We start from the raw sequence: 16,604 nt of genomic DNA, 5'->3' as shown, positions 1-16,604 counted from the left end.
GCCGAAGGCGGGCGGGAGTTTTCCGCTCGCCTTTGGTTTTTCTGGCTTGCATGATGAACGTCACCGAATACTACGAGCGCGAACTGGGTACGCGCGGCTATCAGGCCGACACTGCCCAACGCACCGCGATCACGCGACTGCAACACTGTTTCGACGAGTGGGTCGCCTACAAGGCGCGGCGCTCGAATGCATTCAAGAAACTCGTCATCCGGCCGGAATTGCCGAAGGGCGTGTATATGTGGGGCGGTGTCGGTCGCGGCAAAAGCTTCCTGATGGACAGCTTCTTCGCGGTCGTGCCGGTGCAGCGCAAGACGCGTCTGCACTTTCACGAATTCATGCGCGAAGTGCACCGTGAGCTCGAAGAGCTCAAAGGGCAGGCCGATCCGCTCGACGAGCTGGCGCGCCGCATCGCGAAGCGCTATCGCCTGATCTGCTTCGACGAATTCCACGTGTCCGATATTGCCGATGCGATGATTCTGTATCGCTTGCTCGACCGACTGTTCAGCAACGGCGTGCAGTTCGTGATGACCTCGAACTACGATCCGGATCTGCTGTATCCCGACGGGCTGCATCGCGACCGCATGCTGCCGGCCATCGCGCTGATCAAGCAGAAGCTCGATGTGATGAACGTCGATGCCGGCGTCGATTACCGCCAGCGCACGCTGACGCAGGTGAAGATGTACCACTCGCCGCTTGGCGCCGAAGCCGACCGCGAATTGCGCGATGCGTTTGCGCGGCTGGCCGCGGTGCCCGACGAAAGCCCGATTCTGCGTATCGAGAAGCGTGAGCTGAAGGCGTTGCGCAAGGCCGATGGCGTGGTCTGGTTCGACTTTGCGACGCTGTGCGGCGGCCCGCGCTCGCAAAACGATTACCTGGAGCTGGCGTCGCGCTTTCACGCGATCGTGCTGTCCGACGTGCCGCAAATGTCGCCACGGATGGCGTCCGAGGCACGCCGCTTCACCTGGCTGATCGATGTGCTGTACGACCACAAGGTCAAGCTGCTGATGTCGGCCGAGGTGCGGGTGGAAGATCTCTACGTGGAAGGGCCGATGGCGAACGAGTTCAGCCGGACCGTGTCGCGCATCGTGGAGATGCAGTCGCAGGAGTACATCGAAACGCCGCGACGTGTGGTGGATACTTCGCTGACCTGATCGAAGCGAGCCGGGGCGAGTTCGCGTAAGGGGAACGACCGATTCAACTCATTCGGTCATTTTCAGAATCGTCCAATATCCAGCGCGTGAGCGTCTCGTTATCGTACGTCATGTTCCTGTAATCGGAGTGGTGACATGACGCCGTACCGAGACATAACCGATATCGAGTGGCAGCGCGTTGCCGGCCTGCTGCCCGAATTGCGCCCGCGGAAGGAATTGCGAGGGCGTCCGCTTGCCGATGCGCGCAATGTGCTGAACGGCGTGCTGTGGGTGATTTTCAGCGGCGCATCGTGGTCTGCCATTCCGCGCCGTTATCCTGCGTACCAAACGTGCCATCGCCGCTTCATGCTCTGGTACGAATCGGGCACCTTGCGTGCCGTGTTGAGCGAATTGTTCGGCACCATCAGCGATGATCTCTACGAAACCGTCACCATCCGCATGCGTAAGCACACGCATTCACGGGCAGCGGAATTGCGTCATGCGATTTTGCCGAACCGGGTTCGCATGCCGCGTGTCGATCAACCCTTCCTATCGGAGCCGCACGCACTCGCGTCTTCTCCGTTGCAGCCGCCGCATCCACTGGCGGCGTGATCAAGCGCGGTACATCAAGAGCAATAGCAGCGGCGCCCGTGTTTGACCGTGCGCCGCGTTCTGCTTGACGCTCGCTCAGGGTTGGCGAACCCAGGTCTGCGAACGGCCGAGCAGTGATACGCCGATATACCCGCGCACGACCAGCTTTTGGCCACCATCCTCAAGCGTCATCTTGCACTTGTAGACCTTGCCATTCTCGGGGTCGAGAATGTTGCCGCCGTCCCAGTGGTCGCCTTCCTTCTTCATCGCCTTGATGATCGTCATGCCCTTGATCAACTGATCCTTGCGCTCGTCGGTACAGGCCGTGCAGCGCCGATCCGGCGTGTCGTTATCGCCGAGGCCCTTCATCACGGTGCCGGTCAGATCGCCGTTCGAATCCTGCGTGATCTGAACGAGTGCCTTCGGCTTGCCGGTGTGATCGTCGATCGTTTGCCAGGTGCCGAGCGGACTGTCGGCTTGAGCGAATGCGCTCATGGCGGACATGAGCAGGGCACCGCCGACGGCGAGCTTGCGCAGCGAGAGATTGAAGCGGGTCATTGTCTTCCTCCTTGAGTGCATATCTTTTTCTGTCGAGCTCTGCGTCGTTTGCGCTGAATGCCTGCAAACATGCTTGGCACGATCGTTCGAGAACCTCTGCGCAGAATACGTGAAAGCCGTCGCTGCGTTTGATAGAGGTGCCTCTAATCGAGCCGGCTCGCGTTCGGCGCGCGAGCCGGCGCATCAGGCTTATTGCAGTTGATAGGAGAACGACGCATTGATGCGCGGGCTGCGCGATGCGCTTTCGATCGGTGCGTCGCCCACCGCCTTCGCCACGTTGAGGTCGAGGTTGTAGTGCTGGCCGTCCGATACGCGTACGCCGATGCCGACCGACGACAGCCGGTTCGGTTGCGGCGTGCCCGCGTGCAGGTATACGCGCGCCATGTCGTACGCGATGTATGGCGTGATCGACTTCAAATAGGCATAGCCGACCGTGAACTGACGGTTGATTTCCGCCGACATGCCCCAGCCCGAATCGCCCGATGCCTCGCCGGGCTCGTACCCGAGCGCGAAGCGCTGGGCACCGAATGCAATCTGCTCGGTGGTCGGCAGCGATACCGCGCTGTACTGGCCCGTCAACTGCACCGTGGTGCCGATCTTGTACGGCCATTGGTTGGTCTGCACCAGCGTGCCGCCGGTGCGCACGAACGTGATCGAGGCCGGGTTGGTCTGCGTCGAGCCGGCGATATTCGTTTCGGCCGATTTCGATGCGCCGAGGATGTCGAAGGCCTTCGCCACGTTCAGGCTGAGCTTGGTGACCGAACTCGGCCGGATCGTCGTGTAATCCATCTGCGCCTGCAGCACGCGCACCTGCGAGCGCAGGCCGATGTATTGGCCGCCGAGCTGGTTTTGATAGTTGTCCTCGCTATGCGACGCGTAGCCGGACACGGTGGCGAGCAGGCTGCGCTGATTGTTGAGCAGGATCGGGTACGACGTCGACAGGCCGATCTTGTCGTTGATCACAGTGCGTTTCACATAGGAGGGCAGGCCGGGGTTGTCGGTCGGGTTGCCGCGGTAATGGCTGGCATCGACGCGCGCGATCAGGCCGTTGCTGCCGATCGGCACCGAGCCGCTGGCCGCCACATAGGTCACGTTGTTCGGCCCCTTCGGCGCCAGCGCCGAGATGCTCAACTGTTCGCCGAGCGAGGTCAGGCCGCTTTCGGTGACGGTGAACACGCCCTGCACGCCGGGCGTGGTGGTGGCGATGCCGCTGCTGACGTTGATCGGCTTGCGCGATACATCGAGCGTCATGGTGGTCGCGCCGTCGGTGTTTTGCGGCGGCGGCACGTTGGCCTTGACGGTGATGCCGGGCAGCAGGCCGAATGTATTCACGTAGCGCTCGAACGTGTCCTTGCGCAGCGGCCGGTCAGCCGTGATGTGCGCCGCGACCGCGCGCAGCTTCGATTCCATCGGGCCGGGCTTGCCGGTGATCTGCACGTCGGACACGTAGCCCTCGACGATCGTCACGCGCACCACGCCGTCCTCGAACGTTTGAGCGGGCACGAACGCGAACGACAGCGCGAAGCCGCGTTCCTGGTAGAGCTTGGTCACGCCGTTTGCGACTTCGATCAGTTGTCCTATCGTGATGTCCTTGCCGACCAGCGGTGTGAATCGTGAGGACACCAGATCGAAGGGAACCGATTTGACACCTTCGACGCGGATCGTCGACGGCGTGATACGGCGAGCCAGCAGCTCTTGCACCTGTTGTGCCTGCGGCTCGACCTGCACGGTGACGGTGGAGCGCTGCGGTACATTGATTTGCGGCAGCGATTCGAGCGGGTTGCCGGCGGGGCGGGTTTGCGCCTGCGCGGGGCCAGCGGCCGTCGCGGCGAGCGCGAACAGCATCGTCCAAACCTGATGGGTGGATCGCATTTTCGGTGAGTCCTCGTAGGCCAGCTTTTAGTTTTGTACTGCGAACGGGCGGCCTCGATGTGCCGCCCGCTCATTGCAACCTGTGAAGACCGTCCGCGCTTCCCGCCAGCGCGGACGGATACCGCCTGAACCCTTACTTGCCAACGTTACCCAACGTGCCGAGCAGCCCCGTGACCGGCGCAAGCAGGCCCGTCGTGCTGCCGCCGGTTGCGCCCGCCGCACCCACCGTGGAGGTCAGCGAACCAACCAGCGAGGTGACCGGCGACAGCAGCGAGCCGGCTCCCGATGCGGCCGTGCCGCCCGTCACGCTGCCGAGCGAACCAGTTGCAGTATTCAGTAAACCGGTAACCGGCGCGAGGGGATTTGTACTACCTGTGCCGCCCGCGCCACTGGTGACCGAACCGAGTGCGCCGGTGACGGTCGACACGAGGCCGGTGACCGGAGCGAGCGGGCCGCTGGCGCTGCCGCCGGTGGCGCCGCCGAGCGAGCCGAGCAGGCCCGTCAGCGGGTTGCTCGCCGTGCCGCCCGAGGCGGAACCGTTCGCGACGCTCACGCTCGAACCGCCGACCAGGCTGGTGATCAGGCCGGCCACCGGGTTCGCGCCGTTGGCGCCCGACGCGTTGACCAGGCCGCCGGCATTGGTGACGGTGTTGCCGAGCGATTGCACGAGCGTGCCGACGTCGCCGACCAACGGTTGTGACGACGCGCCCTTGACTTGCGTGCCGGCCGAGCTGACCGCGCCGCCCAGTTGCGCGAGCAGGCCCGAGACGGGGGCGCCGAGGCCGGTGGTCGAGCCGATCGTCTGTGTGGTCTGGCCGACCGTCGTGACGATCGGCGTGATGGCCGAGCTGATCGGTTGCGTGACTGCCGTGACCTGCGACGACGACAGTACGTTGCCAAGCGACATGCCGCCGGCCTGCACGCCATTCGCCACCGTGTTCAGCAGCGAGCTGACCGGCGTGGTGATGGGCGAGAGCGCCGAGAGCTGGCCGGTGCCGAGCGAGTTGACGGTCTGGCCGAGGCCCGCGACCGCCGTGCCGGCGCTGCTGACCACGTTGCCGAGGCCGGCTACCGTGGTGCCGACCGGATCGCTGGTCGTGCCGATCTGGCCGAGGCCGTTGGTCAGGGCGTTGGCGGCCGAGCCGACCACCGTGCCGACGCCGGACACCGTGCTGCCGAGGCCTTGCGTGACGCCGCTGTTGACGCCGGGGATCGTGACCGAGCCGACCGTGGTGCCGAGGTCGGTGACGGTCTGCGCGGCCGTGGTCAGCACGCCGGTGGTGCCGCTGCTGCTGGTGCCGCTCGACGTGCCGCTGGACGTGCCGGAAGTGGTTTGCGGCGTGTTGTTGCCGTTGCTCGCTTGCGAGGTCATGTCGCTGCCGCCGCAGGCAGCCAAAGCGGACAGGGTGGCGGCCGCCACCACGCTCAGCGTGAGACGCCAGGCGCGGTGGGCCGACGGGGACGTTTGGATCGGGTTCATGGTTGGACTCCTCTGACGCTATTTATCGTGAGTGGTGCTTACTTCTTGCCGCCGCCGAGCAGGCCGCCGACGAGCGAGGTCACGGGGGAGAGCAGGCCGCCGCCCGTTCCGCTCGTGGAGGTGGCGTTGCTCGAGCCGGTCAGGCCCGCCACCGCCGTGGTGGCCGTCGAGGTGGCGCCGCTCGTGGCCGTGCCGCCCGCTGCCGATCCGAGTGCGCCCGTCACGCCGGATACGAGGCCCGTAACCGGTGCGAGCAGGCCGCTCGCGCTGCTGCTTCCCGACGTGCCGCCGGCCACACCGCCGAGCGCGCCCGTCACGCTCGATACCAGGCCGGTGACCGGTGCGAGCAGGGCGCCTGCGCCACCGCTGGTGGTGCCGCCCGTTGCGCTGCCGAGTGCGCCGGTGACCGTCGAAACGAGGCCGGTGACCGGTGCCAACAGGGCGCCCGCGCCGCTGCCGGCCGTGCCGCCGGTCGCGCCACTGAGCGCGCCCGTCACGGTGGAGACGAGGCCCGTCACCGGGGCCAGCGGGTTGCTGCCTGCCGAGCTGCCACCCAGGCCGCCGAGTGCGCCGGTGACGGTGGAAACGAGGCCCGTCACCGGAGCCAGCGGGCTGCTGCCTGCCGAGCTGCCGCCCAGGCTGCCGAGTGCTCCGGTGACGGTCGACACCAGGCCCGTGACGGGGGCGAGCGGGCCGCTGCCGCCCGACGTGCCGCCAAGGGTGCCCAGGCCGCCCAACAGGCCCGTGACCGGTGCCAGCGGGTTGGTGCCGTTGCCGCCGGTCAGCAGGCCGCCGAGCGAGGCGACCGTACTGCCGGTGGCCGCGACCGTCGAGCCGAGGCCGGCGGTGATGGCATTGCCGCCACCCGTGGCCGCGATCGCCGCGCCGGCCGTCTTCAGGCCGCCGCCAAGGGTGCCGAGCAGCGAATTGACCGGGGCGCCGAGGCCGGTTGCGTTGCCGATCGTCTGCGTGGTGTTGGCGACCACCGAGGTGATCGGCGTGATCGCCGAGCTGACCGTCTGCGTGATCTGCTGCACCGGGCCGGTGGTCAGCGCGTTGGTCAGCGTCGTGCCGCCGTTGGCGACTGCGCCGCCGATCGTCGATACGAGGCCGCCAACCGTCGAGGTGATGGGCGCCAGCGGCGAGAGCGGGCCGCTGCCGAGGCTCGAGACGAGGGTGCCGGTGCCGCTGACGGCGTTGCCGAGTTGCGAGACCACGCCGCCCGTCGAGCCGAGCGTGGTGCCGAGCGGGTTGGAGGTCGAGCCGAGTTGGCCGAGGCCGCTCGCGAGACCGTTACCGAGCGTGCTGACGGCGCCGCCGACGCTGCCGACTACGCTGCCGAGTGCTTGCGTCGGCGCGCTGCCGAGGCCGGGAATCGATTGGTTGGCGATCGTCGAGCCGACGCCTGCGACGGTCGTGCCGAGGCTCGACACCACGTTGCTGGTGTTGGCCACCACCGTGCCGAGGGCGTTGACCGAGCTGGTGCCGGAGCTGGTGCCCGAGCTGCTGCCCGACGAGGACGAGGAAGACGACGAGCCGCTGGTCGAACCGCTCGACGAGCCGCTGGTGCTACCCGACGACGATCCCGAGGTGCCCGACGAACTCGACGTGCCGCTCGTGCCCGACGAGCCGCTGGTACCGGAAGAGCCACTGGTGCCCGACGATCCACTGGTGCCGGACGAGCCGCTGGTGCCCGAGGTGGTTTGCGGCGTGTTGTTGTCGGAGCCGCCGGTGCCCTGGCTCAACGAACCGGAGCCGCCGCAGGCGGAGAGGGAAAGCATGGCTGCCACGGTGGCCGCGATCAAAGTCGTCCGGAACGTGCCATGAGTGATCGTTTGGGTGTCCATTTCGTCCTCGCAGTGCTGTTGTGTGATGTGTGTTGCTGCGACGATCACTCTGCAACACCCGTGCCATGCGATTCGATTAACGATTCGGTTGCTTTCTCGACTGCCCGGAAAGCCTTGTCGTGCCGTGGTTTAACGATTGCTGAAAACGATTTTTAATCGAATCCAACGGAGCCTGGGAAACTGGCTAAATCACGTTCCGTAACGTAACGTCACATCATTTCCGTTACGCCCGGTTCGTAACGTGGTGCCGCTGCACCATTCAATCGAACGATTGTTTTACTGATGATTTAGATAGGTACATCTAACCTATCGTTAGCCCTTATGGGTAAGGCTCAGAAAGATAGTAAAAATTGCCTTGAGGGCTGGACGGATCGGCAAGAAAAATCATAAAAAAAGTTGGAAATAAAAGTTCTTGGGATTAAGATTCGATCGTGCGTGTACGGAACCGCACAGACAACGCGAAGTGGAGGTGCCTATCGAAACAACTGCAAGATTGTTAATCGGCATCAAAATATGTTAAGAGCTCCTGAAAAAACGAGCTATAAAGAAATGGCCGAAGCCGGACGTCAGAGCTGGTAACGGTTAGGTGGCCCGATATGCATATCGCATGCGGCCAACGAAACTCAAGGCACGAGGGATTACCATGAATGCACTTATCAATCGCTTCCTCAAGGAAGAAGACGGGGTTACCGCTGTCGAATACGGCCTCATCGCAGGCCTGATGGCGGTGGCGTTGGTTACTGGAGTAGGACTCCTGACCGGCGGGCTGACCAACGCTTTCACCTATATCAAGGCCCAACTCCCTGGCGGCGCGGGTTGAGCGTCCGGGCGACAAGCCCGCGAGATCTTCATATTTGTCATTCCGTGTGCGGGTCGTCTACCCGGCGCCCGCACTCTTTGCGCACGCTTCGGAAATTTGAATGATCCTGCTTTTTGGTGTCGGGTTTTTCCTGGCCTGGGCAATGATGGTTGCAGTCGGCGATTTTCGTTATCGGCGTATTCCCAATTCCTTGGTAGTTTCGGGATTGATATGTGCCATTGCTTTAGCTGCTGCCGGGTATAACCCATTTGGTATAACGCTGATCGGTGCAATAATCGGTGCCGTTGTTGGCTTTGTTGGATTGTTACCGTTTTTTGCCCTGCGTATGATGGGGGCGGCAGATGTCAAGGTGTTTCTGACGCTCGGGGCGTGGTGCGGATTGCGAATCATGTTCTGGTGCTGGATTTTCGCGAGCCTGGTTGCATTGATTCACGCGCTTGGAATCATGTATTGGACTCGAACGCCATTAGGGGAATTGTGGCAGCGTGGTAAACCCGCATTAGCTTTGGGCGGTTATCGTGGATCTCCTTACGCTGCGTTTCTGGTCATGCCGGCCGCAGCGGCATTGATACTTTATATCGTAACGGGGAATGTGCGATGAAATCGAGGGTCTGCGCGCCGCGTCGGCGGAGCAACCGCGGTTCGATGTCAGTTGAGTTCGCATTGATATTCCCGCTGTTTTTCATGGTGCTGTATTCGGTCGTGACTTACGGCCTGATTTTTGCCGCCCAACAGAATTTGACGCTGGCCGCCACCGAAGGCGCGCGTGCCGCCTTGAACTATCAGGTCAGTACCACGCCGCAGGCTGCGTTGGGCGCACGCGCCGCCGCCGCATGTACAGCAGCAACCAATCTGGTCGGCTGGCTGTCGGGTGCGCAATGCACCTCGACGCCTGCGGGAACCTGCTCCTACGACGCCTCGATGTATTGCATCAAGGTGACGTTGTCCTACCCCTATTCAACCAGGCCATTGATCGCGCCGTTGCCGCTGCTCGGCATGCTGCTGCCGGTCCCGGCCGCGCTGGTCGGTTCGGCCACGGTACAGATCAGTCCGGTCAACATCATTTAGGAGCACGCGTAGAACCGCGCCGATCGTCAAATACGGGGGGATCGGCGGCAGCACAGGCAGGCGCAGGACATTTATGGATCGACTGTTCGCATAACAACCATGGCCAACAATCTGACGAAGATATTCGCGGTGGCGTTGATCGCCATCGCCGTGCTGCTCGGCGTCTACGCGTGGGTGCTCGGCCGCCGGCCCGCGCCGATTGTCGAAAACAACGCCCAGCAGGCGGCGAAGCTGTTTCCGGTGGTGGTCGCCGCGCATCCGCTCAAGGCCGGTCAGGCGATCGCGGCCGACGGCCTGAAGGTGCAGCAGGTCGCCGGCCTGCCGCAAGGCACATTCGCCGATCCGGTCCAGATCATCGGCCGGGTGCCGATTGCCGACATTCCCGAACAGGCCGCCGTGGTCGAGAGCTCGCTGTCATCGGGCATGGCCGATCTGATCGCGCCGGGCGAGCGCGCCGTAGCGGTCAAGGTCGATGAAAACAACGCGGTCGGCAATCGCGTGCGGCCCGGCAATTTCGTCGACGTGTTCGTCAATCTGAAGCGCGATGCGGCGTCCGCGATGCCCATGACCACTAACGGAAATGGCAACGGTCCGGAGATCCCCAAGACTCAGGCAAAGATGCTGCTCTCGAAGATCCGCGTGCTGGCCTTCGGCGATGCGACGACCGCCCGCGATCAGTCTCCCGGCGGGATGGGCGGCGTGCGCACCGCGGTACTCGCGGTGCCGACCGAACAGATCGATGCACTGACCCTGGCCGAAGCCACCGGCAACCTGACGCTCGCGCTGCGCAGCCCGCGCGACGAGGCGGTGGCGACGCAGACGGTGGCGATGCGCGTCGCGGCCAATGCCGACAAGGACCCGTCGGCGCGGGCCGCCGCCGGCATGTCCCTGTCCGAGCTGTCACGCGGCGTGGCCGATACGACGCCGGCTCCGGTCGTGCGCAAGGCGCCGCCGCGCGTGGTGGCGCGCAGCGCGGAAAGCAGCAGCATCGAAGTGATACGGGGCGGGCGGGCCGAGTCGGTCGCCTATTGAGTGGCAGTGAGTACGCGGTACAGGTTGCAACCGACACGGAGAGGCCCGGCTGCGGGCCTCCGACACAATGAAAAAGAAACTGATTGCATTGGCCATTGCATTGAATGCATTGACGTTGTCGTCCGTGGCAAGCGCAGCCGGCCCGGACGCGAGCGTCGACGTCGCGGTTGGCGCGCAGCGGCCGATCGCGGCCGGGCGCACCTTGCAGCGCGTCGCCGTCGGTGATCCGGCGGTGGCCGACGTGCTGATCATCAAGGGTGGCGGTGTGCTGCTGATCGGCAAGAGCGCCGGGACCACCAACGTGATGCTCTGGGAGCGCGGGCGCAGCGAGCCGTCCACCTATACCGTGCACGTGACGAGCGGCGCGGCGAACGCGTTGCTCAACGATGCGTCGCCGCGCGTCGATACCTACGGCGACACCACCGTGATTTCAGGCTCCGGGACCACCCTCGAAGCGCACCAGCGCGCGGTGGATGTGGCGAACGCGGCAGCGGCCGCGCGGGCTGCGGCGCAGCGGCAAGGTGCAGCCGGGCAGGGCGGCGCTGCGGGCGGCGCGGGCCGTGGCAGCGGCGCATCGCGGGGTGGCTCGGGAGCCGGTGGCGGAGCAGGCGGCGGCGTGGCGGCGGGCAGCGGCCCGCAGGTGGTCGACGCGTCGACGATCAGCGGCAAGAACGTGGTGCAGGTCGACGTGCGGGTGGTGGAATTCAGCCGCGCGGCGATCAAGGAAGCGGGCCTGAACCTGTTCAAGTCGAACAACGGCTTCTCGTTCGGCTCGTTCGCGCCGAGCTCGCTGCAGACCATGAACTACAGCCCGTCGTCGGGCCTGGCCGTCACGGCGGCCTCGCCGATCACGGCGGCGTTCAACCTGGTGGTGGGCTCGACCTCGCGCGGCCTGGCGGGCAACCTCTCGGTCATGGAGCAGAACAACCTGGCCCGGATTCTCGCGCAGCCCACGCTGGTCGCCCTGTCGGGCCAGAGCGCGAACTTCCTGGCCGGCGGCGAGATTCCGGTGCCGGTGCCGCAGTCGCTCGGCACCATCTCGATCGAATGGAAGCCTTACGGTATCGGGCTGACGGTCACGCCGACCGTGCTCGGTCCGAACCGGATCGCGCTGAAGGTGGCGCCGGAAGCGAGCCAGCTCGATTTCCTGCATGCCATCACGATCGACAGCATTACGGTGCCGGCGCTGACCACCCGTCGCGCGGACACCACGGTCGAACTCGGCGACGGCGAAAGCTACGTGATCGGCGGCCTGATCGATCGCGAAACGACGTCGAATGTGAGCAAGGTGCCGTTCCTCGGTGATCTGCCGATCATCGGCGCCTTCTTCAAGAGTCTGAGCTACCAGCAGAACGACAAGGAACTGATGATCATCGTGACGCCGCATCTGGTGTCGCCGATCGCGGCCGGCGCGGCGTTGCCGGCCACGCCCGGCGAACGCTCGGAGCAGCGCGACGGGCCGGTCTGGCGGTCGTTTCTGGGCGGCATGCTGGTGCCGGATGCGGCTCCGGGGTTCTCGAAATGAGCGCGCCGGAGGTGGGGGATGTGAACGGCCGGATGCGGTGCACGTTCGCGCACCGTTTTACGGGGAGTGTTCAACATGAACGCGAGAACGCAATCGTTGGCTGAGCCTGCCGTCACCGATCATTTCATCTGCGCCTCGGCGCGCGGCGAGCACGTCAGGTGGCTCGGGCAGACGCTCGTGTCCACCGGCGCGGTCGAGGCGTCGCCGCTCGACGCGGCGGTGCTGATCCAGCGGATCGGCGGCCTGAATCCGGCGCTCGTCTTTATCGATTTCGCCGGCGACCACGCGGCCGCGAGCACGGCGGTGTCGGCCGTGCGCACGGCGTATCCGGGCCTGCCCGTGATCGCGCTCGGCACCTTGACCGAGCCCGAGAGCGCGCTGTCGGCGCTGCGTGCCGGGGTGCGCGATTTCGTGGATCTGTCGGCGCCGGCGGAAGAGGCGCTGCGCGTCACGCGCGGGCTGCTCGACAACCTCGGCGAACCGACCAGCCGGCACGGCAAGGTGCTGACGCTGCTCGGTGCGCGCGCGGGGATGGGCGTCAGCACGCTGGCGACGAATCTCTCGGTGCTGCTGCAGCGCAAGGTGGCGGCGCAGAACCGCCGCACCGCGCTGGTCGATCTCGGCTTGCCGGCCGGCGACGGCGCGCTGTTCCTCAACACGCGCTGCGAGCTGCATTTCGTCGAGGCCGTGCGCAACCTGCGCCGCTTCGACCGCACGTTCGTCAATACCGCCTTCGCGCATCACACGAGCGGCGTGGCGCTGACCACGCTGCCGCCGAATCTCGCCGATCTGCGCGAGGTGTCGGCGGCCGCCTGCGCGGGCCTGTTCAACCGGCTGCGTGCGTTCGTCGATCAGCAGGTCGTCGATCTCGGCGGCTTCACGAATCGCGAGTTCATCTCGCAGATCGTGTCGTTGAGCGACGAGGTCTGGCTTGTCTGCGATCAGGGCATCGCGTCGGTCGTGTCGGCCGTCGAATTGTTGGGCGATCTGCGCGAGAAGGGCGTCAATACCGAGCGCGTCAAGCTGGTCGTCAATCAATACGACGCGGGGATCGGCCTGCTGCCGGCGCAGATCGCCGAGCGGCTCGACGTGCCGCTCGCGGCGACGCTGCCATCGCGTCGCGTCGCGATCGGGCATGCGGCGAACCAGGGCAAGCTGATCGTCGAGGCGGCCGAGCGCGATCCGTACGTGAAGGCGCTCGACGGGCTGATCGAGCGCCTGACGGCGAGCGCCGCGGGCACCATGGGCGCGGCAGGCACGGCGTCCGGCGAGGCAGTCGCGCCGCCGGCGAGCGGCCTCGCGGCGCTGAAGCGTTTCATTCAATCCTCCACGAAGCGGTCGTAAGCGAGATGGCACACGACGACATCCAATTTGCCGACGGCGCCGCGCCGTTTTCCCAAACGCAGCAGTTCCACGACATCAAGAACGCGGCGCACGAGCATCTGCTGACCCGGATCGAGGAGCTCGGCTCGGAGTTCGGCCGCTGGTCGCGCCAGGCGATCAACCAGTTCGTCGATCTCGAGATCGACAGCTTCGTGCGCCTGCGCCGGATTCCGCTCAACGAAAGCGAGGTGCGCGAGATCGGCGAGGCGCTGACCAAGGAGCTGGCCGGCTTCGGGCCGATCGAGGACCTGCTGGCCGACCCGCTCGTCGAGGACATCCTGATCAACGGCTACAACGACATCTACGTGTCGCGCCGCGGGATTCTCGCCAAGCTGCCGATCCGCTTCACCGACAACGCGCACTTGCTGCGCATCGTGCGCCGCATCCTCGCGCCGGTCGGCCGCCGGCTCGACGAATCGAATCCGATGGTCGATGCGCGCCTGCCCGACGGCGGCCGCGTCAACGTCGTGATCGAGCCGCTGTCGCTGGAAGGGCCGGTGGTATCGATCCGGAAATTCCGCAAGGACCCGCTCAAGCCGTCCGACCTGCTCGAGAACGGCACGTTCAACGACGAGATCGCCACGTTGCTGGAAGCGGCCGTGCAGGGACGCTGCAACGTCCTGGTGTCGGGTGGCACGAGTTCGGGCAAGACCTCGCTGCTGAACGCGCTGGCGTTCTACATCCCCGAGACCGAACGCGTCGTGACGATCGAGGACACGGCCGAACTGTCGTTGAACCACCCGCACGTGGTGCGCCTCGAAAGCCGCCCCGGCAGCTTCGACGGCACCGGCGTGGTGTCGATCCGCGACTTGCTGCGCAACACGCTGCGGATGCGGCCGGATCGGATCATCGTCGGCGAAGTGCGCGGCGGCGAAGTGCTCGAAATGCTGCAGGCGATGAACACCGGCCACGACGGCTCGATGGGCACGATCCACGCAAGCTCGCCGCGCGAATGCCTGTATCGCCTCGAAATGCTGGCGGGCTTCGCGGGCTTTCAAGGCACCGAATCGAGCCTGCGCCGCCAGATCGCCAACGCGATCGATTTCATCGTGCAGATCGGCCGCCTGTCCAACGGACGCCGCCGGATTCTGTCGATCACCGAAGTGACGGGCATGGCCGACAACATCGTCGCGACCCAGGAGCTGTATCGCTACGAGGCGCGCGTCACGCCCGAGGGCGAGGAAATCGATCATTGGGAATCGCTCGGCATTCACCCGCATTCGCCGAAGCTCGCGCGGTTCCGCAACGTGCTGATCGGCAACATGGGCGGCGCCGACGGTTTCGGCCGTAACGGAGGCTTCAATGTCTAGCGGCGTGCTCTGGTCGCTGTCGTTCGCACTGATCCTGGCGGCTGCCGGCGTCTGGCTGTGGCGCGGCAGCCAGGTGCGCGAGCAGAGCGCCAGCACACGGCGCTTCTTCGACAGCCGGCTCGACGTGGCGAAGGCTGGTGTGGCCGCGGCGCCTCGGCCATCGGCCGCGCCGTCGCGCGCGACGGCCGGGCAGCAACAGGCCGCGCGCGCGTCCACGCCGCAGCAAGGCATCGCGGGGTGGCGTGCGAAGGTCGGCGAGGCGCTGCGCGGCATCAGCGATCGCGGCGGCCTGGACGAAGTGCGTACGCTGCTGCTCGTGATGGTGGCGGTGGTCGTGATGCTCGCGCTGCTGGCCAGCGCGAGCGGCGGTTGGGTGGCGTTCTTCGCGGCGCTGCTTGGCGGCCTGGTGTTGATCGTGTTGTGGGTGGTGCGGCGGATTTCGGTACGCCGCCTGAAGATCGTGCGACAACTGCCGTCGTTTCTCGACGGCATGGTGCGTCTCGTCACGCTCGGCAACAGCGTACCGGCCGCGTTTCAGGGTGCGCTCGGCACTACCGAAATGCCGCTGCGGCTCTGTCTCGACCAGGTGTCGCGCATGTTGCGCACGGGCGTCGAGGTCGATCGCGCGATGGTGCATATCGCGAAGCAATACCGGATACGCGAATTCGAACTGGTCGGCTCGGTGCTGCGCCTGTCGGTGAAATACGGCGGCCGTGCCGATGTGATGCTGGAGCGCATGGCGACGTTCATGCGCGACTTCGAGGCGGCCGAGCGCGAGCTGCGCGCGATGTCGGCGGAAACGCGGTTGTCCACCTGGGTGTTGGGCTCGTTGCCGATCGCCGTCGGCAGCTTCGTGATCGCGACCAACCCGAAATACTTCACCTCGATGTGGATGAACGATACGGGGCGCCTTGTGTTGTACGTGGCCTTCGCGCTGCAGGCGTTGGGGGTGTTCCTGCTGTATCGAATGGCGCGGCTCAGGTAGGGGGCGACATGGATGCAAATCGTCTGGGGGCCTTGGCGCTGTTGCTCGGCGCGTTCGGGGTGCTGCTGCTCGCCGGGGTGGCGATCGTGCGCATGCTGCTCGCGCAGCGCAGCGACCGCGTATTGGCGAAGGCGCTCGATCAGCGCGTGGCCGCCGGCCGCGCCGCGGCCGAGCGCGCGAGCGGTTCACCCGATCCGAAACTGGCCGCCGCGCCTTCGCTGACGGGGTTCGTGGCGTGGCGCGCGCATATCGAACGGGTCGGCATTCGCTGGCTCGACACCGGCCTTGGCAAGCAACTGGTGGCCGACGAAGATCGCGCGATGCTCGATCAATGCGGCTATGCCGATGTGCGCTCGCGCGGCCTGTTCCTGATGGCGCGGATCGTCGGCGTGGTGGTGCTGGTGCTGGTGTCGCTGCCGTTCGTTTTTCATAAGTCGGCGTCGACCTGGATGGGCGTGATGTTCTTCGCGGTGGCCGCCGGCTACATGCTGCCGAAGATCTACGTGCGCCGCCGCGCGGGCGCGCGCCGCGAAAGCGTGGGCGAGGAAATGCCGCTGTTCGTCGACATGCTGCGCCTGTTGCAAGGCGTGGGCCTGTCGCTCGACCAGAGCATGCAGGTCATTTCGAACGATTTCCGGACCATGCTGCCGGTGCTGTCGTGGGAGTTGAGCGTGGCCCAGCGCCAATTCGCGGCCGGCCGCACCCGTGAGCAATCGCTGGCGCGCCTGACGCACAGCTTCGACAACGAGGACTTGCGGTCCATCGTGCAGTTGCTGATTCAGGTGGACAAGCATGGCGGCGCGGTGCAGGAGCCGTTGCGGCTGTTCGGCGACCGGCTGCGCGAAGGCCGGCGCGCCACGCTGCGCGAGCGGATCGGCCGGTTGACGGTGAAAATGACGGGCGTGATGGTGGTGACGCTGCTGCCCGCGCTGCTGATCGTGACGGCCGGCCCCGGCATCATGACGGTCGTCAGCGCGTTGGCGAGCATGCGGCATTGAGCGCC

At 65.6% G+C, this 16,604-nt stretch carries 14 protein-coding genes and 2 pseudogenes; 12 read left to right on the top strand and 4 right to left on the bottom strand.

Annotated features, from left to right (window positions below; translation table 11 throughout):
* Nucleotides 1-53: 53 nt before the first annotated feature.
* Together zapE and AB4851_RS27215 are read left to right on the top strand one after the other, a co-directional pair.
* Nucleotides 54-1,151, top strand: a complete 1,098-nt coding sequence (gene zapE / locus AB4851_RS27220) for a cell division protein ZapE (RefSeq protein ID WP_414444963.1) — start codon at nt 54-56, stop codon at nt 1,149-1,151.
* Between the two features lie 135 nt (nt 1,152-1,286).
* Nucleotides 1,287-1,742 (top strand): transposase, encoded by a 456-nt coding sequence (locus tag AB4851_RS27215; protein ID WP_414449559.1) that lies wholly within the window; start codon nt 1,287-1,289, stop codon nt 1,740-1,742.
* A gap of 75 nt (nt 1,743-1,817) precedes the next feature.
* On the opposite strand, the gene AB4851_RS27210 is transcribed toward AB4851_RS27215, so the two are convergent.
* The 4 genes from AB4851_RS27210 to AB4851_RS27195 all read right to left on the bottom strand — a co-directional run bounded on the left by AB4851_RS27210 (nt 1,818) and on the right by AB4851_RS27195 (nt 7,478).
* Nucleotides 1,818-2,279, bottom strand: a complete 462-nt coding sequence (locus AB4851_RS27210; protein WP_414444965.1) for a DUF2147 domain-containing protein — start codon at nt 2,277-2,279, stop codon at nt 1,818-1,820.
* Between the two features lie 189 nt (nt 2,280-2,468).
* Complete coding sequence (locus AB4851_RS27205; protein ID WP_414449558.1) at nt 2,469-4,151, bottom strand: ShlB/FhaC/HecB family hemolysin secretion/activation protein; 1,683 nt, start codon at nt 4,149-4,151, stop codon at nt 2,469-2,471.
* Between the two features lie 133 nt (nt 4,152-4,284).
* Nucleotides 4,285-5,631, bottom strand: coding sequence for a collagen-like triple helix repeat-containing protein (locus tag AB4851_RS27200; protein ID WP_414449557.1), 1,347 nt, complete (start codon nt 5,629-5,631; stop codon nt 4,285-4,287).
* A gap of 38 nt (nt 5,632-5,669) precedes the next feature.
* Nucleotides 5,670-7,478 (bottom strand): collagen-like triple helix repeat-containing protein, encoded by a 1,809-nt coding sequence (locus AB4851_RS27195; protein ID WP_414449556.1) that lies wholly within the window; start codon nt 7,476-7,478, stop codon nt 5,670-5,672.
* Between the two features lie 643 nt (nt 7,479-8,121).
* On the opposite strand from AB4851_RS27195, the gene AB4851_RS27190 reads away from it, so the two are divergent.
* The 10 genes and pseudogenes from AB4851_RS27190 (at nt 8,122) to AB4851_RS27145 (ending at nt 16,599) form a co-directional block, all read left to right on the top strand.
* Nucleotides 8,122-8,298: a Flp family type IVb pilin gene (locus AB4851_RS27190; protein ID WP_414449555.1), complete on the top strand. Its 177-nt coding sequence runs from the start codon at nt 8,122-8,124 to the stop codon at nt 8,296-8,298.
* A 100-nt stretch (nt 8,299-8,398) separates the two neighbouring features.
* Nucleotides 8,399-8,899 (top strand): prepilin peptidase, encoded by a 501-nt coding sequence (locus AB4851_RS27185; protein ID WP_414449554.1) that lies wholly within the window; start codon nt 8,399-8,401, stop codon nt 8,897-8,899.
* Nucleotides 8,896-9,366 carry a TadE/TadG family type IV pilus assembly protein gene (locus AB4851_RS27180; RefSeq protein ID WP_414449553.1) on the top strand — a complete coding sequence of 157 codons (471 nt, stop codon included), beginning with the start codon at nt 8,896-8,898 and terminating at the stop codon, nt 9,364-9,366. The genes AB4851_RS27185 and AB4851_RS27180 overlap by 4 nt, the downstream gene beginning before the upstream one ends.
* 99 nt (nt 9,367-9,465) lie before the next feature.
* The gene (gene cpaB / locus AB4851_RS27175; protein ID WP_414449552.1) at nt 9,466-10,398 is read left to right on the top strand and encodes a Flp pilus assembly protein CpaB; all 933 of its coding nucleotides are present in this window, start codon (nt 9,466-9,468) and stop codon (nt 10,396-10,398) included.
* 67 nt (nt 10,399-10,465) lie between these two features.
* Nucleotides 10,466-10,744: pseudogene (locus AB4851_RS27170) on the top strand (pilus assembly protein N-terminal domain-containing protein); the annotation flags it as partial.
* Between the two features lie 120 nt (nt 10,745-10,864).
* A pseudogene (locus AB4851_RS27165) lies at nt 10,865-11,923 on the top strand (type II and III secretion system protein family protein); the annotation flags it as partial.
* A gap of 75 nt (nt 11,924-11,998) precedes the next feature.
* Entirely contained in the window at nt 11,999-13,267 is a 1,269-nt protein-coding gene (locus AB4851_RS27160) for a fimbrial protein (RefSeq protein ID WP_414449551.1), read from the top strand.
* Nucleotides 13,268-13,272: 5 nt separating this feature from the next.
* Complete coding sequence (locus AB4851_RS27155) at nt 13,273-14,616, top strand: CpaF family protein (RefSeq protein WP_414444974.1); 1,344 nt, start codon at nt 13,273-13,275, stop codon at nt 14,614-14,616.
* On the top strand, nt 14,609-15,601 hold the full coding sequence (locus tag AB4851_RS27150) for a type II secretion system F family protein (RefSeq protein WP_414444975.1): 993 nt from the start codon (nt 14,609-14,611) through the stop codon (nt 15,599-15,601). The genes AB4851_RS27155 and AB4851_RS27150 overlap by 8 nt, the downstream gene beginning before the upstream one ends.
* Nucleotides 15,602-15,609: 8 nt before the next feature.
* Nucleotides 15,610-16,599 carry a type II secretion system F family protein gene (locus tag AB4851_RS27145; RefSeq protein ID WP_414449550.1) on the top strand — a complete coding sequence of 330 codons (990 nt, stop codon included), beginning with the start codon at nt 15,610-15,612 and terminating at the stop codon, nt 16,597-16,599.
* The last annotated feature ends 5 nt before the right edge of the window (nt 16,600-16,604 follow it).

Origin of the sequence: Burkholderia sp. 22PA0099 (genome assembly GCF_047497165.1) — a bacterium.
In the GTDB taxonomy this organism is placed as follows: domain Bacteria; phylum Pseudomonadota; class Gammaproteobacteria; order Burkholderiales; family Burkholderiaceae; genus Burkholderia.
The sequence above is the reverse complement of the archived record's forward strand: the minus strand, read 5'-3'. Positions and strand labels throughout refer to the sequence as shown.